This is a genomic window from Salinibacter sp. (assembly GCF_042218895.1).
Taxonomy (GTDB): domain Bacteria; phylum Bacteroidota; class Rhodothermia; order Rhodothermales; family Salinibacteraceae; genus Salinibacter.
Window position 1 is genome coordinate 1 of the sequence record NZ_JBDGQQ010000167.1, and the last position, 20,871, is coordinate 20,871.

At 63.2% G+C, this 20,871-nt stretch carries 17 protein-coding genes; 9 read left to right on the forward strand and 8 right to left on the reverse strand.

Translation table 11 applies throughout. From position 1 onward, the window contains the following. Nucleotides 1–374: 374 nt before the first annotated feature. The 4 genes from ABEL04_RS13755 to ABEL04_RS13770 all read right to left on the reverse strand — a co-directional run bounded on the left by ABEL04_RS13755 (nt 375) and on the right by ABEL04_RS13770 (nt 5,593). Nucleotides 375–1,754: a tetratricopeptide repeat protein gene (locus tag ABEL04_RS13755; RefSeq protein WP_375802967.1), complete on the reverse strand. Its 1,380-nt coding sequence runs from the start codon at nt 1,752–1,754 to the stop codon at nt 375–377. A 110-nt stretch (nt 1,755–1,864) separates the two neighbouring features. Beyond that, nucleotides 1,865–3,181, reverse strand: coding sequence for a hypothetical protein (locus ABEL04_RS13760; RefSeq protein ID WP_375802968.1), 1,317 nt, complete (start codon nt 3,179–3,181; stop codon nt 1,865–1,867). Nucleotides 3,182–3,270: 89 nt separating this feature from the next. Then, complete coding sequence (locus tag ABEL04_RS13765) at nt 3,271–4,590, reverse strand: hypothetical protein (protein ID WP_375802969.1); 1,320 nt, start codon at nt 4,588–4,590, stop codon at nt 3,271–3,273. Nucleotides 4,591–4,822: 232 nt separating this feature from the next. Continuing rightward, complete coding sequence (locus ABEL04_RS13770; protein ID WP_375802970.1) at nt 4,823–5,593, reverse strand: glycogen/starch synthase; 771 nt, start codon at nt 5,591–5,593, stop codon at nt 4,823–4,825. A gap of 343 nt (nt 5,594–5,936) precedes the next feature. On the opposite strand from ABEL04_RS13770, the gene ABEL04_RS13775 reads away from it, so the two are divergent. Then, nucleotides 5,937–6,401: a thiol-disulfide oxidoreductase DCC family protein gene (locus tag ABEL04_RS13775; RefSeq protein WP_375802971.1), complete on the forward strand. Its 465-nt coding sequence runs from the start codon at nt 5,937–5,939 to the stop codon at nt 6,399–6,401. Nucleotides 6,402–6,417: 16 nt separating this feature from the next. Here ABEL04_RS13775 and ABEL04_RS13780 read toward each other — a convergent pair whose 3' ends face one another. Next, nucleotides 6,418–10,080, reverse strand: a complete 3,663-nt coding sequence (locus ABEL04_RS13780; RefSeq protein WP_375802972.1) for a DUF4175 family protein — start codon at nt 10,078–10,080, stop codon at nt 6,418–6,420. A 309-nt stretch (nt 10,081–10,389) separates the two neighbouring features. Here ABEL04_RS13780 and ABEL04_RS13785 point away from each other — a divergent pair, with 309 nt between their 5' ends. The 4 genes from ABEL04_RS13785 (at nt 10,390) to ABEL04_RS13800 (ending at nt 14,484) form a co-directional block, all read left to right on the forward strand. Further along, nucleotides 10,390–10,923 carry a hypothetical protein gene (locus ABEL04_RS13785; protein ID WP_375802973.1) on the forward strand — a complete coding sequence of 178 codons (534 nt, stop codon included), beginning with the start codon at nt 10,390–10,392 and terminating at the stop codon, nt 10,921–10,923. A gap of 201 nt (nt 10,924–11,124) precedes the next feature. Continuing rightward, nucleotides 11,125–11,667: a hypothetical protein gene (locus tag ABEL04_RS13790; RefSeq protein ID WP_375802974.1), complete on the forward strand. Its 543-nt coding sequence runs from the start codon at nt 11,125–11,127 to the stop codon at nt 11,665–11,667. 103 nt (nt 11,668–11,770) lie between these two features. Next, nucleotides 11,771–14,017 carry a TonB-dependent receptor domain-containing protein gene (locus tag ABEL04_RS13795; RefSeq protein WP_375802975.1) on the forward strand — a complete coding sequence of 749 codons (2,247 nt, stop codon included), beginning with the start codon at nt 11,771–11,773 and terminating at the stop codon, nt 14,015–14,017. A gap of 38 nt (nt 14,018–14,055) precedes the next feature. Continuing rightward, complete coding sequence (locus ABEL04_RS13800; RefSeq protein ID WP_375802976.1) at nt 14,056–14,484, forward strand: hypothetical protein; 429 nt, start codon at nt 14,056–14,058, stop codon at nt 14,482–14,484. Nucleotides 14,485–14,486: 2 nt separating this feature from the next. On the opposite strand, the gene ABEL04_RS13805 is transcribed toward ABEL04_RS13800, so the two are convergent. Both ABEL04_RS13805 and ABEL04_RS13810 read right to left on the reverse strand, forming a co-directional pair. Then, complete coding sequence (locus tag ABEL04_RS13805; protein WP_375802977.1) at nt 14,487–14,822, reverse strand: putative quinol monooxygenase; 336 nt, start codon at nt 14,820–14,822, stop codon at nt 14,487–14,489. Nucleotides 14,823–15,061: 239 nt separating this feature from the next. Beyond that, a complete protein-coding gene (locus tag ABEL04_RS13810) occupies nt 15,062–16,483 on the reverse strand; it encodes a DUF2851 family protein (protein WP_375802978.1) in 1,422 nt (473 codons plus the stop codon). Nucleotides 16,484–16,749: 266 nt separating this feature from the next. Here ABEL04_RS13810 and ABEL04_RS13815 point away from each other — a divergent pair, with 266 nt between their 5' ends. The 4 genes from ABEL04_RS13815 to ABEL04_RS13830 all read left to right on the forward strand — a co-directional run bounded on the left by ABEL04_RS13815 (nt 16,750) and on the right by ABEL04_RS13830 (nt 20,608). After that, on the forward strand, nt 16,750–17,556 hold the full coding sequence (locus ABEL04_RS13815) for an ABC transporter ATP-binding protein (protein WP_375802979.1): 807 nt from the start codon (nt 16,750–16,752) through the stop codon (nt 17,554–17,556). Nucleotides 17,557–17,624: 68 nt separating this feature from the next. Next, entirely contained in the window at nt 17,625–18,254 is a 630-nt protein-coding gene (locus ABEL04_RS13820) for a cob(I)yrinic acid a,c-diamide adenosyltransferase (protein WP_375802980.1), read from the forward strand. Nucleotides 18,255–18,316: 62 nt separating this feature from the next. After that, nucleotides 18,317–19,579: a peptidoglycan DD-metalloendopeptidase family protein gene (locus ABEL04_RS13825; RefSeq protein ID WP_375802981.1), complete on the forward strand. Its 1,263-nt coding sequence runs from the start codon at nt 18,317–18,319 to the stop codon at nt 19,577–19,579. Between the two features lie 60 nt (nt 19,580–19,639). Continuing rightward, a complete protein-coding gene (locus ABEL04_RS13830) occupies nt 19,640–20,608 on the forward strand; it encodes an isoaspartyl peptidase/L-asparaginase family protein (protein ID WP_375802982.1) in 969 nt (322 codons plus the stop codon). Between the two features lie 54 nt (nt 20,609–20,662). Here the strand turns inward: ABEL04_RS13830 and ABEL04_RS13835 are convergent. Then, nucleotides 20,663–20,871, reverse strand: a 209-nt coding sequence (locus ABEL04_RS13835) for a hypothetical protein (protein WP_375802983.1), incomplete at its 5' end; no start/stop codon positions are given.

Sequence of the window (20,871 nt, forward strand, 5' to 3'; positions counted from 1 at the left end):
CGTGGTCGGAGTGCAGAACCACAAGAAGCGAACTTGGGGACGGAATGAAGGCTCAGTCCGTCCACTCCGTACCAGCGTGGGGACCGCTCGGGACCTATGGCAGGTCGCTTTAGGCAAGAGGGAAGCCGCGGCAGGAAGACGCTCGACTGCGCCTCCAATCACGAGTGAAGATGGGCTCCCCGAAAACCTTGCGAGGAGCGCGGGGACTGAGATCTCACCATCGTGCCAGGAATGTGGACTGAGACCGCACTGCTCGAGCCAGAGAACACCCGGCAATTGAAGGGAGTTGCCGCTCGCTTCGGTGGACGCGGGCGTAGAAAAGGCCGACGGACCCAAAAGGCCCGCCGGCCCAGTGTCGTCAGTGCGCCTGGGGACTACCCGGAGGAGGGACCCGGTCGTACAGTGGTCGTCTCCCCAATCCACGAGTAGCAACCGTAGTCGATGGTAAAGCTTGCTCCCTTCTCCCAGTCATTTCGGTAGAAAATGTCTTCCTTCGTCGGAAACACCTGTCGGTACGTCCGAATCTTGCTGTCGGCGACCGAAGAGACGGAAGAAGAAATTCTCTTCGCCCTCTGGTACTTATCCACGGCCGCCCAGTACACAGCCCGGTCCTTGCGGGTCATCTTGCTTCCACTACACTGATTCACGGCGTTGGCGTACAAGTCACCAATTGCGATGTACGCACGCCCAAAGTCCTCCTTCATCTTGATTGCCTTTCGGTACTCTGCACGCGCCTTCGCAAGTTCCCCCAGCTTCTGGTAGGCCGTGCCGCGGTTGTAGTAATCTTCGGCCTTGAGCTCAGCACCTTGTTCGACTGCGCGGTCGTATGCCTTGAGGGCAGCCTCGGAACGGCCATTTTCGAGGCGCATCTTCGCGATCTGGCGGATCGTCTCAGCCGGTGGCTTCTTCTTCATCAGGCGCTTCGCGAGGTTGGACGCCTTCGAAATGTTGCCCTGCTTCCGGTACAGACTGAAGAGTTTCGTGAGAAGCTGTGTGCTGTCCGGGTGCTGTTCGAGCCGCTTCTTGAGGTAGCCTATCTGCGCCTGCGGATTCTTACCGAAGATCCTGTCACGGACGGTGCTCACCGTCTGCATGACCTTCTTGTCGCTCCCACGCTCCTTCTCCACTTCCTTCGCAAAGCTGAGAGCCTTTTTCAGCTTGTTCTCCTGAAGGTATGACTGGAGGACTTGCTGGATGTAGTAGGAATTCACCTTCTTCGGAGCGAGCTCAAAGGCCTTCCGGTAGTGCGAGATCGGACTCTTCAGCGCCTTCATGTTTTCCGGAAGAGACCCCTGGTGCTTCTCAACGAAGCGGCCCCGACGAATCTCCCATTTGTAGCGGCTGAACTCTAGGCCCTTTTTTTTCATCTTCTTCGGGGCAGTGGCCAGATACGTGACCGCAGTATCCAAGTATGCCTCCCGGGCCTTCTCGCTGGAGGCCTGCTTCGCAAGCCCCTCATACAGCTTCACGGCTCGTTTGTAGTTATCGTCATCTCCCTCGGGAACCCCGGGAGCATTCTTCAGAACCCAAAGGAGGTCGCTACGAGCACTCTTATAGTTCTCGTTCTCGTAATTCTCGTAGTAAAGGCTGTAGTGCATCAGCTTCTCCTGTCGGCTCGGCTCGCTGTTCTGGGCTTGCGCCGTGGTAGGAACGGCGAGCACGAGAAATGCCAGGCAGAACGTCCAGAAAAGGGAGAGTGAAAACCGCGGGGAGGCACTATTGAAGAACATGGTGACGAGGCACATCTGTGTCATTTTCTAGGCGGACTAGGATTTTAGACTAGACGCTCGGAGTCGAGTTTCAGGGCAGTTTTAAACCAATAACGCCCATCACTACGGATGAGAGACCGCGCTCGGTTCGAGAATTATCGGAATTTGCGCCGCTGAAACCAGCGTTCCCCAAAGTTTACGTTCAGCGACACGCCGAAAAACGTATCGCGCACGAGCGACCTTGAGGTTGTACCGCGAACGCCTACCGTTGTGTTGACGTCAATTCTCGTGCCAGAGAGAGAGGTGGGAAGGCTGATGCCGGCGGTGGCGGCGAACACGTGGAGGTCCGTTTCTTCAACTGGACGCACGTACATACGCTCCACGTACCCCCCGATGCGGTAGGCACTCTGAGCGAAATACCCGGCGAGATCGCTGTTGCCGGCCGGCACAACTTCCGCGCCCATCGACAAACGCCAGCGGTCCACCAGTGTCTGCGGGCCGCCCACTGGAAACTGTATCGGAGCGGTCTCGGTGCCTCCTGGGGGGAAGGTGCTCGAGAATGCGCTCCACGGTTCGAAGAGGCCATCCGCAATAAAGGTCCACCGCGCATTGGGCTGATAGGCCACCCCGAGGCGCCCCTGCCACGGCACAGTGACCTGCCCATCGCGGGTCGCAAGAGTGTCGCGTGCTAGGTCCTCGTCGAGGGTTCGAAACTGCTCACCCGTCAAAACAGCAGGCAGAGTGGCCGACGCTCCGATCGAGAGAGCATCACCCGGAGCGAACACGTCGGCCAGTGTGAGGTGTGTCCCGAAGGTTCCGGTGAGCCCAGAGAGCCGAGTCCCGTCTGAAACGACGACGTTCCGGAGTCCCTGAGCGCTTTCCTCGAACGTGGTGCGCCGCTGGCTTTCCAGGATCCCGAATATGAAGTTAGCACTGGCCCCCACACTGAGCACCTCGTTAACCCGGTAGCCCAGACCGCCACGCAGTTGATGAAGCCCCCCCGAGCCGGTAAAGCTCACTTCGTACGGGGCCTCAGTCTTCTGTCTCGGTCCGAAGGGGACCGTGCCTGACTGAGTTACGGTGTAGTTGGTGCGGGAGTACGGCTGGAAGGAAAGGGCAACCCCGAGCGTGCGCCGAGAAATAGGAAAATTAAACTTTATCGCCTGAATATTGCCCGAGGCGAGCTGACCGGAATTTCCACGCCCGTCCTCCGTACTAATGGACCGGTACGCAGCGCTTGCCGACAGACGGGTGAAGACCTGGTCGCTCCAGAGGGCCGGGTTCGCACCGGGATTGTAGTTGAGGGAACGGAGCGCGTAACCCCCTCCCCCCAGGGCTTGGCTTCGGGAGGAAGAAAACTCGAGAAGCGTCCCGAGACCGAACCGTGAGTAGATTGAACCCTCCCCGTTGGACTGAGCCTGAGCAGGGGACGTAATCAGCAGAAGCAGCAGAGCGAGTGCAGGAACTGCCATAGAGATACGCGAGAACCCGGCGTTCGGCACTCGCAGAGAGCAGCCACACGTCCTTGAATGGAGAGACCGCGAGAAGAAGGTCATCGGGGCTAGAGCGGCGTTACAGTTAGGGTAGCATGTGGAGAGCCAATGTCTTCAGCCTCCGGCAGTGGCACGAGCACCGGGAGCGTACTTGGAAGGCCTGGCTGGACAGTCTCGGATCTGCTTGGGGAGGTCTCCCGGTCCGCAACTTCGACTCTGTACCTGGTGAAGGCAGGCGTCTGCCGCAGGGAAGTCTCAAAGATCGGGAACGCCGGCCTATTCGGAACCAGCGCAGCACCAGGGATCGCCTGCGGGAGGATCGGAAGCGCACACCTGGTATCGTTCTGCGGAAGGGGAAATACCGTCTGAATGCGGGAACAGACCGTTGAGCTCTGATCCCGAACGGCTGTGACACGATATCCCTTGGGCAGGGGGCGGGCGAAAGAATCCGATCCAGACCTCGCCTCCATGGCGGACGTGTCGATTGGGACGAAGATTTCTGCCCGGTTCAGTGGGGCGCGGTTCAGAGTGTCGAGAGGGGGAGCGTTGAAGTCCCAATTCATCGTGAGGCCCACGCCAACGCCACCCTGGAGAACCTGGTGATTGGGAAAATCGGGCACGTTTCGGCGCTCAACATGGGTGAAGGCCTTGAGGCCCGGGAAGTCGGCGGTAGTGCTATCCGGAGTGTGTATGAGACGAAGGGTCGCGTTGCCCACAGAAAAGCCCACCACAGCACTCTCCTCCGCGGCGACCAGCTTAAAGCCGTGGAAGTTCTCATTGAAGGCGGAGCCTCCATCGGAAGTGTCGCGAAGGACGCCGAGACGCTCACTGGTGAGCCAGGAGGAGGGAAGATCAATGGTAACCAGGGAATCGGTGGGAACGATGGACCGCCGAGCTATTGCGGAGCCGACCGGAAACGTGGTGTCGGCCCGGGCTTGGTCCATCTTCGCCTCTTCGGAGAGGTTCAACACTCGAAATTCTACGGAAGAGGCCGTATCCCCGTGGATGTACGTCGGCGTGAATCGGAGTTCGGCAGACAGCGAATCTGGATCGGCGTTGAGAATCTCCGGCGGAAGGTCGCTTCGCCCCTGCACGTCAAAGTATCCGTTCGCCTCGATGGTGCCGCCAATCGGGTCGTCCACACGGCCCACGAGAACGCGCCAGGGACCGCGGTTCCCGAACGGACTGAACGGTTGCAGCTCCAAGCCGGTCTGTGGGGGAGAGGTCGTCGTGTCAAGCGCAGGAGGAATATCCAGCGTGACAGGGTCTCCACCGGACAGGGAGTCAGGACCTACGCCAAGTCCAACTGTCGAGGCGTCGTCACAAGCAGAGAAGGAGAAGAGAAGAACTCCTCCGACGAGGAGGGAATAGATCCAGGAGGGCCTCATGGACATCGTTGGACCAGACGGCGACGGTCAACTGCGAAAATGCGCGTGCGGAAATGGCAGGGACGTGCCGGAGTTGCCGTTGCTCAGGGTGGGACTGCCAGGACGTCCGCGCAGCAAAGCAGAAGATGCGCGAGCGTCACAAACCACGGCGGGGTAACAGAGAGAGCCGGTCGTCCCGAAATCGGATGGATGAATGCCGCCTGGAAGCAGGGTGTTTCTTCGTGGGCAACCGTTAGGCAGGGACTTCACTGAGCATTTGATCGTAAAGTGTGACCAGCTGGTCAGTGCGAGTTCCTACGTCGTCACTGAACTGCGACGCCCCGTCCGTCGGCGATCCGCTCGGTGGAAAGATCGTCGCGTCCGCGAAGTTCGACCCAATTTCCGAAAGTGTCGAGTTGAGACTTCCGTCGAGCGACAGCCCCGTAATCTCGGAGAAGGAGGAGGGGACGAACGTGTCCGGACTCCGGCTTTCGGGGGTGAAGACCGACTTCGTGGCGCTGAGCAGATCGTCTCCCGTGCACGTAGTGGATAGGAGGGGAGGCAAAAAGCCGCCGATCCACCCGAACGAGTGAATCAGATCGGGGCCCCAGCGGAGCTTACGAAGGGTCTCGAGCACGGATCGATTGAAGAAAAGCGCCCGCTGGGCGTTGTCGTCGAAGGCATTGCCGTCGCCATCGGTTGCCTGGCCATCTCGGTCAAAAAACCCGTCGTGGTCCATGAAGTACACCTGAAGTTGGACGTTGGGGGCAGAGGCGACCTTCACCGTCACGGACTCGGTGTCCGTTCCCATTGGTACGTCCGTGCCCGACAGCCGAATAACCTCGTGCAGATTGTGCTCTCGCTCATCGATGCAGCCGTAGCAGGGCATCATGATCCGGGCCTCAAAGTCATTGGCCTCCTGGATCTGCCCGGACAAAGAGCGAGTAAGAGAAGCAGTGGTCGATATCTCGGTAAATGGCGCTAGGGCACTGACGGCGAAGAGGACGCGTCTTGACTGGGCCATGCGGAAAGACGTGGCTGAACGGAGAACGGTAATGAGAGGACTTCCAGACCGCCAGAAGGAGCGCATTAACGCCTGACCTTCCAGGGAAGAGCGCTCTGAAGTCGGCCGGGAAATCGAATAACGTCGCACTTAATCTACTGCGGGATCCCTGCGGAATCAATGATTTCGTAACAGAATCTCTCCTTCTGGCGTCAAGAACATGAAAAAAATGCTACCCGAGAGAAGTGAGAAAAGTCCCCAACCAGAAAAGCCATCGCTCGTGGGCGTGGTTCAGATGAATTGACAGAAGCAGGTTCGCCCGCGACCTTCGACACACAGCTCTTTGTGTCTACGCAATTTAAGCATGACCGAAGCTCCCTCTCCCTACCCGTCGCCGGCGCAGTCCTTTCAGGAAGGGGAAGGGCACCATGCCCTTCTCCTCTTCGATGGCGTCTGTAATCTCTGTAATGGCTTCGTCAATTTCGTCATCGACAACGATCCAGAAGGGTATTTCGTCCTGGGAGCCCTCCAGTCGGACGCCGCACGCCCGTACCTCCAGGCCTACGGGGTTGACCCGGAGGCCCTAAACACCTTATTCCTGATCGAGAATGGGGAGATCTACGAGCGGTCCACGGCGGCGCTGCGGGTTGCTCGCCATCTCCAGGCCCCCTGGCCGCTGCTCTACGCCTTGATTGCTGTTCCTGCCCCCCTGCGGGACAGGGTGTATGACTGGGTTTCGAATCATCGATACCAGTGGTTTGGAAAACGAAACCAATGCCGCGTTCCCACGCCAGATCTGCAATCCCGATTCCTGCAGCAGGCCACGTAGCAGGTACCGGGGAGGTCTACTGCTGCTCAGGCTCGTTTCTCTCCTGGAGCAGCTCGAAGTACCGCTTGATGAGTTCCTCGTAATCCGGGTTGTACCCCATTTCGAGAGCCCGAATCAGGTCCCGGCGCAGTGTGTTGGCCTCGTCTGGCTCGGGACGCTCGCCGGGGGGCTGCCGGTTGGAGTTCGAGTCGGCCGTGCGGCCTCGACGTTGCCTCTTTTTCCCCTGGGTGCGAAGCGACTTCTGTGCGTTGAGCAGACGCGTCATGATCTGCCGCTGGCGCTTGAGGAGTTCCCGGTCGCGCCGTCCCTCCCGCAGGTCTTCGGCGGATTTCTGCATCTGCTTGGCGATTTTCTGGAGGTCCCCGAGGATTTTCTTCTGAGCCTCGCTCCCGACGTTCATCTCCTCGAGTTGCTTCTTAATTTTCTGCTGCTGCTTCGCCAGCTGCTTCCGGCGCTTCTCCATGTTCTTGGAGAGGCGCTTCCCCTGCGCCTGGTTCAGGAACTTCTGGATCTGCTGATTGAGCTTCTGCTGCTGACCGGAGGCCTTCTGAAGCTTCTTCATGATCTGCCGCATCGACATACTTCCGCCTCCACCACTGCTCTTCTTCTGAATCTGATCCAGTAGGTTCGAAAGAAGGGCGGCCAGCTTGTTGAGGTGCATCATGGACATCTTCTGATGGCCAGTCGCCTCGCTTGCCCGCCGGGCGTCTAGGGAGGAGGTAGCCTTCTCCATGGCCCGCAGGGAATTTCCGGTCTGCTTCTGAACAGCCTGCGACATCTCGGGGAGGCGGCTGGCGATGGACTGGAGCGAGTCGGCCACGCGGCGGAGGCCGTCCGAGAGGGCTTTCTGGTCGGAAGCATACCGTCGGGCCGAGGAGCCCTTGTTCAGCTCCTCGACGGTTTTTCGGAGATCCTCCTGGTCCTGGGAAAGACGAAGAACGTCTTCGAGAGCGCTGCGAAGGCCTGCGATGTTCATGCGCCGTTGCCGACGTTTCATCTGCTTCTTCATGCCCGACAGCTGCGACTGCATGTTCTGCAGGCGCTTCTGAATCTGCTGCTGTTGCTGGCGGGCCTTCTGGAGATTGTTCTTGCGCAGCTGCTGGCTGTTCTTGCGCATCTTCTGGGGCAGGTTTTGGCGGCGCAGCTTCCGGTTGAGCTTCTTCAGCTTCTTCCGGGGCGCCGAGGGCACGTCCTTCATCTGCCGCTGAGCCTCCTTCATCGCTTTCATGAGCTTCTTCATCTGCTGGGCCGCTCGTTTTTGCTCGGCGGACAGGTTCCTATTGGCGGCTGACTCTTTGCTGGCGGCCGAGTCGGCGGGGGACGTGGTCGAGTCGGACCGAGCAACGGACGCGGAGTCGGGCTGAGCCGCGGCTGTGGAATCGGACCGAGCCTCGGCGGACGAGTTGGACTGGGATGCGGAGGCCGAATCGGGCTGGGCTCCGGTCGAGTCGGACCGGGCCATGGACGTTGAATCGGAGGGGGCCGACGTGGAGTCCGCCGCCGGGTTTTGGGTTGGAGAGCGCCCTGACGAGTCCGCCTCGGTGGGCGTCTCCTCCATCCGCGCCTCCGTTTTTTCAGCGATCTCTGTCTCCTGCTTGCGGAGGTTCTTGGACCGGCGCGACAGCTCCTCCAGTTTCTGCCGTGCCTTGAGCTGCTCAAGGAGGTTGAGCGCGCGCTCAAGACGCTTCTTCTGCTGCTCGGTGCGCGCCTTCGCGTTTTCCAGGGACTTCTGCATCTGCGGGAACTGCTGCTTCTTCATCGACTTCTGCAGCTGCTTGAGGGCCTCCTGCAGCTTGGGAGAGGTGATCTCTTCGATGGCTTGCTTCAGCTCCTGGAACTTCTTGGCGGTTTCGGGGCTCGACAGGTTGTTGCGCTGCATCTTGCGGCTCAGCTTCTCGACCTGGCGGGACAGCCTCTCGGCGCTCTGGGTGACCGACTTCTGCTTCTGCTGCAGTCGCTCGAGCTGGCGGCGGTCCTCCCAGTTGGCCTCGCGGGTGCGGCGAATCTCGTCGCGCAGCTCGCGGAACTGCTGACGAACGGAGTTGGACTGCCGCTGGAGCTCCTGCGCCTGCTCGTCCGCCTCCTTCTTGGTCTCGTCAAGCTGCTCAAACTGTTCGGACAGGGAGGGAAAGCGGAGCCGCTGCGTCGTAGTGCGTCCGGTTTTCGGGCCGTTCACCGTGTCGTTGTCCCACACCTTCGCGTAGTAGACCACCTCGTCGCCTCGCTCAAGGCTGAGGTTGCTCTCCTGAGCAAGAAGCCACTCGTGGGTGATCACCTGATCGGTCTTGCGGGAGTCGGGGAGGGACAGGTCCATCGACGAGAACGAGGAATCGGCCTCCGCTCCTCGGTTGTCCGCAAGACGGTAAAACAGCTTGACCCGCCGGAACCCGTAGTCGTCGCTCAGCTGAAGGCGCAGCTTCTGAATGAGGCTCGGGGAGAGGTTGGCTGTGCCTTCCGGTTCGAGAAAGGAGATCGAGGGGCGGGCGTCCGGCTGCAACGACGTTTCGTAACGGATGGGATCGCGGTTCGAGGTGCCCTGCTTGCTCCGGAGGCGCAGGACGTACGAGCCCTCGCGCTGAAGGACAAAGGTGCCGCTGGCCGAGTCGTCCGCCACCGACAAGGGGCGTGCATTGCCACTCTCGAACGCAATTAGTGCCTCGGCGATGGGGGGACCTCCCAGCGTGGCCGACACGGACACGCGGGAGCCCGGCAGCGCCGTCACGTCACCAACGTTTGGCGCCAGTTCGCGGGTTGGGCGGTTCGTGTAGGCCGGAGGCGTCACGCGAACCTGTAGCCGGCGCAGGAAGGGGCGGCGCACAACGTCTACCGAGTACCATGAGGAGCGGACGGGAGAGGCCACGACGCGGTAGCGCAGGGACTCTCGAACGTTGGGCACGACATGCCGAAACGTGCCCACTGTGTCGGCCCGCAGGGCGATGCGCTCGGGGGAATCGTCGTCACTCTGCCGCAGGAGCAGCGCGGCGCTCTCGGGGGCGGCGCCCGTTGATCGAACCGTGATGCGGAGGGAGTCGCCCTTCACGAGGCGGATGTCGCCCGGCCTCACGGAAAGACGAAAGGGGGCGGGACGGCTAAACTCGGACCGCGGCGCCAGGAGCCGTTCCGAAGCCCCAAGAAACGTGGACGGAGCCACGAGGAGAAATGCCAGCACCGCAACGAAGGGGAGCGACGCAAGCCGGGCGGCCCTCCGGGCTGGGCGGAAATCAGCCACGTCCTCGAACTGAACGTCCGTAACCTGGCGGGCAAGGTGCTGAACAGCCCGGTCAACATACGGGGCAGGGGCGTGGGAGCGCTCACCTTCGACGAGCTGTAGAAGGTCGATCAGCCGGTCCTCCACGTCCGGGTAATGCTCGCCGACCGTCCGGGCTACCTCTTTCTCGGAGGGCCCATCAGCAAGGCCGAGGAGGCGGGCCAGGGGGCGGGCCACAAAAACGGCCACCACCCCGAGAATGGAAGCGCCCCCTAGAAGAACGAGGCCCGTACGGAGTCCCGTTCCTAGCCACAAAGTGGCCTCCAGAACCGCCGCGACGAGCCACAGGGTGGCCAAACTTCCAGCAGCGACGGCGCCTCCGAACGCCAGTTCGGCCCAGGTTAGGCGGCGCAAGGCCCGCTGGAGGCGATTGCGAAGACGCTCGACGAGACGGGCCGTCTCTTTGCTCATGGGTAGGGGGAAGAAGGACCGGTCGGGGTCGGAACGAGGAGGCCGCGGCGTGAGCGGCTCGTGAAGACATAGATGAGTACCATCCGGGGCAGTCCGGTGTTTCCCCGCGGCCTCGACGGACAAGACGGATCGATGCGGCCGTTCACAGCGTCAAACGGGGGACGCTGGGCGCTCGCCAAGACGTGAAAACGAACAGAAAATGGGCCGTCTCGGGTGACAGAGGGTCGCTCAAGAATCACCTTTACAACGTAACCTGTGGCAAAAAGGCCAATAACAACTCCGCTTTCGCACGCTCGAATCTCGCGCTCTATGCTGTGGTCACGCCGCTTTGTTCTGCTTCTTACGGTCGTTGGACTGCTGGTGACGGGCGGATGCCGGACCTATGGCGGGTACGACTCGGAGCCGAAGACCTACAAAGCGATGCGGTCGACCGTGGACTCTTTTGAGAGCGACCTCAACCGGGCGGAAGCCAACCTCCGCCGGCTTGAAGAAGCGGCCACGGAGCGCGACACGCTCCAATCCTTCGTCAGGGAGTTCCGCGGTCTCGTTGAGAAGCACAAATCCCTGCTCGAGAAGCAGAAACGGCGGCTCCAACGGCTCTCCCGGGAGTCAAGCTACCGAGACCTGCACCGGGCATACGGCGCAACCATTACCGAGCGGCGCCTGATGAGACGGCGCTACCAGCGAACCATCAGAAACTTGGGAGGCGCTGTTCAGGGCTCTGCCGCGGTCCAGGCCCCCTCCCCCGACGCAGAGAGGCACTACACGACGAACCCCATCGGGTTTCCGGACTCGGAGCCGACGGACACGTTGAGCCTGGAAGAAGCGTTGCAGGGACGTTAGGTTTGGTCGGTGGCAGCGCTGTGCGTCCCTGCACTGCTCCTCGCTTCGAGGGGGGCGGCAGCGGCCAGCGGACCAAGAACGTCGAAACCGTCCCAGGCCGCTGCGTGTCGCGTACGATACCGCTGCGCACCCCGATCAATACTTCGCCGACGCTCTCGTTCGGTTCAGGAACACAGACCTCTCCAAAGCGACCCAACGCCGATGCGAGAGGCGCTCGCCACTTTGCTTATTCTGTCCTTGCTCGCTGGGCAACTGGGCATGCTCGGTGCGTTGCTTGGTCGTCACCAGGCTCAGCAGCAGATGCATCGCCAAATTGCTGCGGTGTCGGAGTCCCCCAGCGATACGACGGCACTCCAGCACCTGACCATTTCGCGGTCCGAACGACAATCCCCCAACTCGTCGTTCGTGCAGATTGAGGAGGGGGAATTCCGGTACCAAGGCAATCTCTACGACGTTGTCCGCGAGGAGTGGCGGGGGCAGGTCTGGCACGTCTGGGTCATCCACGACCAGGAAGAGGAGCGGTATCTGGATGCCCTGGCTCAGGCGGTGAACACACCGACGCTCAAGGACTCGGCCGTTCCCGTCCCCCAGCGGCCCACCGCCCTTCGCCCGCTCGCGGTGGTCCCGGCCGCACTGTCCTCCCTTCCGTCTCCGCAGGTACGCCTGCAGTCCTTTCCTCGCAGTTCTTTCGCGGCCCATCAGGGGCCGTATCTGGAGGTGCCCCATCCCCCACCGTGGGCGTGAGTCCGTCTCCCTTCTTGCGACTCTCCCGGTCGGTCTTCGCAGTTTCGCGTGAGGGCCGACTGTGGTGAACCACGGCTTTTACATCAGCACTCCATTTACACCCATGCATGATCGTTCGTTTTGGCACTGCTTGGCAGTGCTATGTCTACTCTCGACAATTCTCCCTCTTCCAGCCTCGGCCCAGAGCATTCAGGGCCGCGTGCTCAACGAAAAGACCGATGCGCCCATCGAGCGGGCGAACGTGCTCCTTCAAAACGGAAATGAAAGGCAGGGCACGAGCACGGACGCTCGCGGCCGCTTCCAGATTGACTTGGCCCCGGGCGAGTACACCGTCGAGGTGTCGGCCCTCGGGTACCAGGAGGCCCGCCGGACTGTGACGGTGCGGGCCGGGGAGTCTACGTCGGTGACGTTCACCCTCTCGCCCCGCGAGTACTCGCTGAACGAAATCGTCGTCAGTGGGCAGGAGCGCGAGGTAGAGGATGCCGTCTCAACTGTCCAACAGGTCGATTACGCGGCCATCGAGTCGCAGGACGCGGCGGACGTGTCGGAGCTGGCGGGGCTCGTGCCGGCCACCCACGTCCAGACCAACTCCCGCGGTCAGACGATCCTGTACTTCCGCAACGCCGGGGACCGGCAGGTCGGCCAGTTTTTTGACGGCGCCCTGCTCAACATTCCCTGGGACAACCGGGTGAACATCAGCCTCATTCCGGCGAGCGTGGTGGAGGAGATCACCGTCACGAAAGGCGTCCCGTCGGTCCGATACGGAGCGAACGTCCTCGGCGGGGCCATCAACTTCCAGTCGCGCACCCTCGATTCGAAGGGGCAGCGCACCGAACTGAACGGTGCCCTGGGCACGGCCGAGCAGCGCCGCGCCTCAATCACCCACCTCGGGCGCACGCAGAACTGGGACTACACGGCGGCGGTGCAGTACAACGAGCGCGGGAATCAGCCCCTTTCTGAGGGCACAAACCTGCAGAATAATCAGCCTCTCGAGGATCGTCGCATCAACACGGATCGGCAGATGCTGAGCGCGTTTGGCCGGGTCAGTCGCCGCTTTGAGAACGGGGGACAGCTTGCCGTCTCGGTGCTCCACGTCGACGCCGAGCAGGGCGTGGCACCGGAGGGCAACGCGACCGACGCACAGTCCCGATACTGGCGCTACCCCCTTTGGCAGAAGTCGACCGTCATTGCCAGCGGGCAGGTGCCCCTGGGCACGAACACCTCGCTCCGCGGGGCCGCCTGGGGCAGCCGCTTTGCCCGCGACATTGCCGATTACGAAAGCATCGACTACCAGGACCTGAATCAGATCCAGGAAGGGCGCGACCTCACGGGGGGACTCCGCCTCATCGGGACGCAGAACTTCCCGCTCGGCAGCCTTACCCTGTCCCTCAACGGCCTGACGAGTCGGCACGAGAAGACGACCCTTCTCGCGCCGCGACAGCCGGTCGACTCCAGCCAATCCTCTACCTACCGGCAGCACATCTTCAGTACCGGGCTCGAATACGAGGCCCAAGTGCACTCCCGCGTGCAGATTACCGCGGGCGCCAGTGTGGACGGCACGGCCACGCCGGAGACCGGTCCGTTTCCGGATCGCGACCCCATCTACACCTGGGGCATGAACACCGGGATTCGGATCGACGCTGGCCAGGAATGGGTCGTGCGCGGCGCCTTTGGCCGGAAGACGCGGTTCCCGACCATGCGGGAGCTCTTCGGCGCGGCAATCGGCAAGTTCGTCCCGAATCCAAACCTGAAGCCAGTGTCGGCCTGGATCGGCGAGGCAGGCGTCGAATACCGCACGTCGACATTCCACCTCGGCTCGACCGCGTTCCTCAACCGGGTCTACAACACGATCGACAAACGGACCTTTCAAGAGGGGCCGAACGCCGGAAAGGAGCAGCGCATCAACCTGCAAGGGGCGCGCATCTACGGCCTCGAAACGACGGTCCGCTGGACGCCGACGGCGTCGCTCGTGCTGGACGGGAACCTCACGTGGTCCCACCCACGAGGCTTCACGGAGGACGGTACCCAGCGGCTCGACGAAAAGCCCACGTGGCTGGGCACCGGTCGGGTGTCCTACGAGCTTCCGTTCGGGCTGTCGGTGATGGGCCAGGGCCGCTACACAGGGGGCGTCTACGCGCGGAACGAACAGAACGAGTTCGTGACGCTTCCGTCGTCTCCCTCGCTTGTCGTGGATGCCCGCCTCAGCTACGCCCTCTCGAATATCACGAGCGGGGTCGACGGCCAACTGTACGTGCGGGGCGAGAACCTGACCGACGAGGCCGTATTTATTGGTCTCGGGCTTCCTCGGCCGGGCCGGTCGTTCCGGGTCGGGCTGGAAGTCACGCTGTAAACGATGCGCAATGCCCACGGCAAGCCCCTCATCGTCTCGTGTCCGCCCTGATCGCTGAACGCCGCCTGGTGCTTCCGGTCCTTCTGGTCCTTGTGGGGCTCGCGGCTGGATGCGAGCCGCCCACCCCGCCCGGTGAGGCCTCTCGTCAGTACGATGAGCTCATGCAGGTGGCCGCTGCGGAGGCGAAGGGCCGGACGGACACCTCCTTCTTCTGGCTTCCCAACGCCGGCAGCGCCCGGGCCCGCACACTCATGCTCGACCTCGGAATCGACTACCTCCACTACGACCGGAGGCAGGGGGTCCTCTGTGTGTGGAACGGTGAGGGCCTCTGGCCGGCCCGGGGATACGTAACGGCCCTGCCTGCCGCGACCCCGCAGACAGACTCGGTGGGAACGCTGTGCAACATCGAGGGGGAGTGCATCGCTTCCGCCGTGACCGAGACGTGGGCCCAGTTCGAGTGCCGGTAGGACTACTCTGCCCGTTCGGCCTGCCCGGTTCTTTCCTCGATGGCACCCGCCGACCGGGCTACGGTGTAGCTGTGGGCCTGGGGGCGCCCGGCGAACAGAGGCTTCACGGTTGACCAGGTAGACCGGAAGAGGTCGCTCTCGCGGTATGTCTCCAGGGCCTCCGCGCTCACCCAGTGGCTGCGGGTCGTAAACACGGACGACGCGTCGGCATCCCGCCACAGTTCGAGGTGCTGGCATCCGGGAAACGAGCGGATCCGAGGCGCCGCGGCGTCGAATCGTTCGAGAAACAGATCGACGGCGTCGGGGGCAAAGGTCATGCGGACAATGCGGATAAGCACGGCGGAGAGACGATCGAGACAGAGAGCGGTTCGCCTGTTTAAGATAAATCTTGACACCGCGAAGGTAAACCCTCGGGGGGCGGTAAGAGAGGCGCAGAGTGGTCTCACTGTCGACGGGAGATCAGATCGGCAGAAACGAGCGGACAGCGAGGAGGCCCTGTTCTGGGTGCGGTTGTGCCAGCTGCATCATTCAGAAAGCGACTGCCGGGCCAAAGTCGGGGAAGAGGCTGGGCGGCTGGTCACCGGTTGAGAAGATGCTGCCCGATGGCGCAGTCCAGACACCCACCCTCCGTACAGTAGTGCCGGTAGAGTTGGTGGAGGCCTTGTGCGTCGAACGCCGACTCCACCTCTGTGCCAAGGTTCTGGAAGCGCCGGACCACGTGGTCCTCCGACGCGGAAAGCGTGCGGAGCACGTCAAAGGCCGCCTCGCTCTGCGCCGGGTCGTCCTGCTCCTCCGCGTCCAAGAGGAGAACCGGCACGACGGCGTTCACGAGAAGCGTGTCTCGGCGGGACGAGCCGAGCCCCGGGTCATGCTCCGAGGCCTCCTTGGTGAGGTGATAGTGCGTTCGCCAGAATGGGCCCGGCCTCGACGCAAGGGCGTCGTGGAGGGCCGACACGGCACGCTCCTGGCCAAGAGCCGCGCGGAGCGCCGGGAGGGGATCTGCAGCCAGCAGGGCATCCTCGGCGTACCAGGCCGCGGCCTGGGCGAGACGGAGAGGCGGAAAGTTGTTTGGACGGAGGCGGAAGAAGGTCCAGGCCGTGGACGCCAGGCGGGGAAGATCGAACCGCACCTGCAACCGCTGAAACCGGTGACGGAGGTCCATCGCGTAGTCCGCGGTGCCCCGATTGGTGTCGAGCAGGTCACCCGGCTCTGGGAGGAGGCCCGCGGTCCCGAGCAGGAGAGCCTCCCGGTCCCGCCGCTCCTCAACTGAGCGAAGCATGCTCGGGGAGACGCGCTCGGCAAGCATGCTCATCGGCTCGTCGTTTTTCGAGTAGCCGAGCCCTGCGAGGAGACGTTCGTGGAGGATTGCGTCCAGAGATGTGTCCGAGGGGGCTGGAAGACGATCCCGCTTGTTGGCCACGCGTCGTCGGGCCAGGCGGTGGATCCAGTCCCGCCGATGCTGAGTAGGCACCTCGGTCCAGCGCGAGGCGCAGGGGAGCGCATCGTCGTCGGCCCGCGTGTGGAAGGCGTGGAGCAGTTCCCGGAGCGAGTCTTCAAGGTAGGGGTACAGCACGAGTTCGGGCACGCCCGACTCGTCGGATCGGAGGAGTCCCCCGGTCCACATGTCGGCGTGGAGCGTGACATGGAGCACCACGCTGTCGTAGCGCGGATCGGTGTGATGCTCATGCTCGAACCAGCCCCCGGAGGTATTGTGGACCTCGACGTGGCCCCGCCAGTCCATGCTTCCAATCCGAACGTGTGCATTCTGGAAGTCGGGCCCCGCGTCGCTGTTGAGGGTTCCCGGATCCAGGACGTGCACCGTCTCATCTTCGGTGGTAGTGAGGCAGTCCGTGGCGAAGCGCTGCTGCTTCCAGAGATCCTGGACGAGCGCCTCCGGCACGCTGGGCGTGTCCGGGGGCGGTTCGTGCAGCGTAACTGTTTGCTCGGCGTCGTCGACCGTATACGTGGTGTAGGGAAATAGGCCGTCGCTTCCAACCATAGGACAAGCGGGTTTGGCAAACGGGGGGACGTGCGGCTGTATCCCAGACACACGACCAAGGGAAAACATAACGTTGTGGGCGCGGCCGAGTCGTACGCAGCGGAGGCCCGACCGACTGGGCCCCGAACAGACCATGGGGGCACTCCCACTGAATCCACAGGTTGGAGTCCCCGTCCGGGTCACCCCCAACGCGGCTCTGAGAACAGGGCCTCAGGAGGAGCGTTGGGGATGCCCGACGCATTCTGTTGCGACGTACCGGTAGCATCGTGGCCTTTTTGTCGGTCGATCGGCTCCGCGTTGTGCTGGACGGCCACACAATCCTGCGGAACTTGAGCTTCGAGGTCCCCGAAGGCCAGTGGGTCGGCATCCTTGGGCCAAACGGGGCCGGCAAGACGACTCTTCTCCGGGCCATCGGGAGCCACGTCCCGTTCGACGGTCGTATTCACCTTGAGGGGGAGCCCGTCGAGCAAATGAGTGCTCAGGATCGGGCCCGCGCCCTGGCCTTCGTCCGGCAGGCCCGGTCGTTGACGTTCGACTTCACCGTTGAAGAATTTGTGCTCCTTGGCCGTGCCCCGCACCGCGGGTGGCTGCAGTCGTACCGCCGGGCGGACCGTGCTCGGGTCCAGGAGGCTCTCGCCCGGGTAGACCTGGAGGGCTTCGAGTCTCGTTCGGTACTATCGCTTAGTGGAGGGGAGCTGCAGCGGGTGTTTCTGGCGCAGGCGCTCGCGCAGGAGGCGGGCGCCCTGCTGCTCGACGAGCCCACGGCCCACCTCGACGTCCACTATCAGTTTTCGTTCATGGAGCAGATTCGAGCGCAGCAGGCCGAGGGGCAAACGGTGCTGGCCGCCGTTCACGACCTTGAACTGGCGGCACGATACGCCGACCGACTGCTCCTGCTCGACGAAGGTCGCATCAAGGCAGAGGGCCCTCCTGCGGCGGTGCTCACGCAGGGACGAATCGCGGATGTGTTTGGCATGCGGGTGGAGGTTGACCATCATCGGGAGGGCACGCTCCGAATCAACTACCTGGAGCCCGTGGACCAGGCTGGCCTCCGCGCAGAGGAGTCCGTCTGAGACAACCTGCTCGGAAACGCGAGGCGGTACAGCCCGTGCTAGGCTGTGACGCGTCACACACCCTCTCAATGTCCTCTGATTACGACCCCACTGCGATGGCCAAGATCTACACAGGGACCGGAGATGATGGGACCACTTCGCTGTTCGGTGGAGAGCGCGTTGGCAAGGGCAATCCTCGGATCGACGCCTACGGCACGGTCGACGAGGCCAACTCGGCCATCGGTCTCGCCCGGGCGCATCTCCGGAACGAGCCCGGAGCGGAGCGGCTCGACCCGGTGCTGGGAGACCTTCAGGAAGAGCTCTTCGTGCTCGGGGCGGACCTGGCGACCCCCATGGACGCCGAACCCTTCGTGCCGCGGATCGAGGAGAAGCATGTCATGGGCCTTGAGGAACGGATCGACCGCTTCGACGCGGAGCTTCCCTCGCTGGAGAAATTCATCCTTCCGGGGGGCACCCCCGCGGGGGCCTCTCTCCACTCGGCCCGGACCATCTGCCGTCGAGCAGAGCGCCAGATTGTAGAGGCACGGACCTCCGCCCCGATCAACGAGCAGTCCTTGATTTACCTCAATCGCCTCTCCGATCTGCTCTTCGTCCTGGCGCGGTGGGCCAATCGCAAGTCGGGGATTCAGGAGGACACTTGGACTCCCCCGTCCTCGGAGTCAGAGGGCGGCGCCCCAGACGAGGCGGACGGTAAATAGTCCTCGGGGAAGCACCCCTCCTCTACGTACCACCTGGTTTTATCTGCAATCCCGAACGAGACATGTCCCGATCGATCCTGTGCGGCCTCCTCGTGCTCGCCTGCGCGACTGCGATGGTTCCCTCGGCCCCCGCTGGAGAGAACGAGGGCTCCACGGCAGGTCCCCCGTCGACTCGTGCCGAATCGGAGGCGTCTCGTTTCGGGATCCAGGCAGGCCTGTATGACGTGAAGGCCGGGCGCGTACCGCGGGCGGCAACTTTTGCCGACCTCCTCGACGACTATGGCGTCAACTACCGGACTGCGCTGGCCCTTCTCAGAGCGGCCCCGCCGGACTTCGAGGCGGAAGACCTCCGCACTGGGAAGCCGTACCGGGTCTACTGGAACCCATGGCTCCAGAAAGCTCAGTATCTCGTCTATCAGATAAGTCCCGCCGAGCATATCGTGTTTGACGTGCAACGGCCCGAGCGGACCCGCTTGGCAACCCGTCCGGTCCAGCAACAGTGGGCAACCGTTGGCGGCACGGTGGAGAGTTCGCTGTATGAGAGCCTTGTGTCGAATGGAGGCCATCCTGTGCTGGCCCTTCGGCTCTCGGAGGTGTTCGCCTGGCAGATCAACTTCTTTCGCATCCGGCCCCAGGATCAGTTTCGGATCGTGTATGAGAAGCAATCGGTGGGGGGCACGCAGCTGCAGCCCGGAGCCATCGTCGCAGCCTACGTCGAGCACCTCGGAGAGGAATACTACGCCTTTCGCTTCGATACGGGCAGCGGAGCGGAATACTACAATCGGCGAGGGCAGAGCCTGCGACGAAAGCTGCTCCGGGCTCCTCTCCAGTATTCCCGCATCAGTTCCGGCTTTACCAACCGGCGGTACCACCCTATCCTGGAAGAATACCGGCCGCACCACGGAGTCGATTATGCAGCGCCCCGTGGCACCCCTGTTCGATCGGTGGGCGACGGAGAGGTCCTGCACGCCAGCTACGAGGGCCCCAATGGCAACTACGTCAAGATCCAGCACAACAGTACCTACACGTCCGGCTACCTTCATCTCTCAGAGATTGCAGTGGCGCCGGGCCAGACCGTCAATCAGGGCGAGACCATCGGTAGGGTCGGCAGCACGGGACGCTCCACCGGGCCCCACCTCGACTATCGGCTGTGGAAGCACGGCACGCCCGTGGACCCCAACACGGTGGATCTTCCCCCGTCTCAGCCGGTCCCATTGCAGTACCGCGAGGCGTTTCGGCGAACCGTGCAGGCGTTGCTGCCCCGGCTTCGTCGCCCATCGGTCTTCGCCGGGGGGCAGGCACAGTCCCTCCAGACGCAGTCTTGATCGAGGCATAGCCTGGAGGTTACCCCTGGATCGGCTTTTTCCTCGTCTGGCCTGCTCCTGATGCCGACTCGACTCCGGAGCGATCGCATTGAGGGAACCGGGGGCCTTCTCGTCGTGCACGGGGGAGCATGGGACATTCCCGATTCGGCGCTGGAGGAGCACCGCGCTGGGCTCCGGTCCGTCGTGGAATCGACCCCCTCAATCCTCCAGGAAGTAGGGCAGGCCGTGGATGGGGCCACAGAGGCGGTCGCCGCCCTGGAGGCCCACGAGGCGTTTAATGCGGGGTACGGAGCCATGCTGAACCAAGACGGGGAGGCGGAACTGGACGCCGGGGTGATGGACGGAGACTCTCTCGAGTTCGGGGCGGTTGCGGCCACCCGTCACGTGGCCCGTCCAGTCCGGGTGGCCCGTCGCCTGCTGGACGAAGGGGAGGGCCGGGTGCGGATGCTCGTGGGCGAGGGGGCCGAGCGGTTCGCGGAGGCCGAGGGCATGGCCCTCGTCCCAAACGAGGCGCTCGTCTGTCCCCGGGAGCAAGCGCGACACGAGCGCGTCCGGGCTCAGGTCGAGCCCGATCACCCGAGCACGTCGTTTTTGCCCGGTGCGTCCCCCCTCGGCGGGGCCGATACGGTGGGGAGCGTCGTGCGCGACCCGGCGGGACGCTTGGCCGCGGCCACGTCGACGGGGGGGACGCCGTTCAAGCCGCCTGGGCGGGTGGGAGATTCGCCGCTGCCCGGGGCTGGCTTCTACGCCGACGAGCACGTGGCAGTAAGCGCGACGGGGTGGGGCGAAGCCATCGCCATGGTCGGGTTGGCGCGAGACGTCCGGGAGCGGGTCGTCGGTGGCGCACCGGCGGAGGGGGCGGCGCGCCGAGCCCTCAGGCGCATGCAGGACCGGGTCGAGTCCCCGGACGGGGAGGGCGCCACAGGGGGGTGCATTGTCGTGACCCCCGAGGACGCCGCGTACGCGTTCACGACGCCCCGGATGGCACGGGGATGGTGCACCGGTGGGGAAGCCCATTGGACGGTATGAAGACGAGAAAGCAACGCGTCCGCTCCCCGAGGGCCACGGGGCACTCGACAGCGGCTAATTGAGTTGAAGTGAGGCGCCGAAGCGCCAGTGCCGTCCGGCGGCCGGTTCATAAAATCGCCCGCCGAAGGCGTTGACCACCACGTCGTTATAGCGTACGTCGAACGCGTTGTTGAGGGCGATAAAGGGAGTCAGCACGGCCCCTTTCGTGAGGGGGAGGCCGGAGTGGCTCAGCCGCAGGTCGACCGTGGTGTAGTCGTCGATTG

Coding starts and splice junctions, on each gene's coding strand:
- ABEL04_RS13755 (WP_375802967.1), bottom strand. CDS start 1,754: ATGACACAGATGTGCCTCGTCACCATGTTCTTCAATAGTGCCTCCCCG.
- ABEL04_RS13760 (WP_375802968.1), bottom strand. CDS start 3,181: ATGGCAGTTCCTGCACTCGCTCTGCTGCTTCTGCTGATTACGTCCCCT.
- ABEL04_RS13765 (WP_375802969.1), bottom strand. CDS start 4,590: ATGAGGCCCTCCTGGATCTATTCCCTCCTCGTCGGAGGAGTTCTTCTC.
- ABEL04_RS13770 (WP_375802970.1), bottom strand. CDS start 5,593: ATGGCCCAGTCAAGACGCGTCCTCTTCGCCGTCAGTGCCCTAGCGCCA.
- ABEL04_RS13775 (WP_375802971.1), top strand. CDS start 5,937: ATGACCGAAGCTCCCTCTCCCTACCCGTCGCCGGCGCAGTCCTTTCAG.
- ABEL04_RS13780 (WP_375802972.1), bottom strand. CDS start 10,080: ATGAGCAAAGAGACGGCCCGTCTCGTCGAGCGTCTTCGCAATCGCCTC.
- ABEL04_RS13785 (WP_375802973.1), top strand. CDS start 10,390: ATGCTGTGGTCACGCCGCTTTGTTCTGCTTCTTACGGTCGTTGGACTG.
- ABEL04_RS13790 (WP_375802974.1), top strand. CDS start 11,125: ATGCGAGAGGCGCTCGCCACTTTGCTTATTCTGTCCTTGCTCGCTGGG.
- ABEL04_RS13795 (WP_375802975.1), top strand. CDS start 11,771: ATGCATGATCGTTCGTTTTGGCACTGCTTGGCAGTGCTATGTCTACTC.
- ABEL04_RS13810 (WP_375802978.1), bottom strand. CDS start 16,483: ATGGTTGGAAGCGACGGCCTATTTCCCTACACCACGTATACGGTCGAC.
- ABEL04_RS13820 (WP_375802980.1), top strand. CDS start 17,625: ATGTCCTCTGATTACGACCCCACTGCGATGGCCAAGATCTACACAGGG.
- ABEL04_RS13825 (WP_375802981.1), top strand. CDS start 18,317: ATGTCCCGATCGATCCTGTGCGGCCTCCTCGTGCTCGCCTGCGCGACT.
- ABEL04_RS13830 (WP_375802982.1), top strand. CDS start 19,640: ATGCCGACTCGACTCCGGAGCGATCGCATTGAGGGAACCGGGGGCCTT.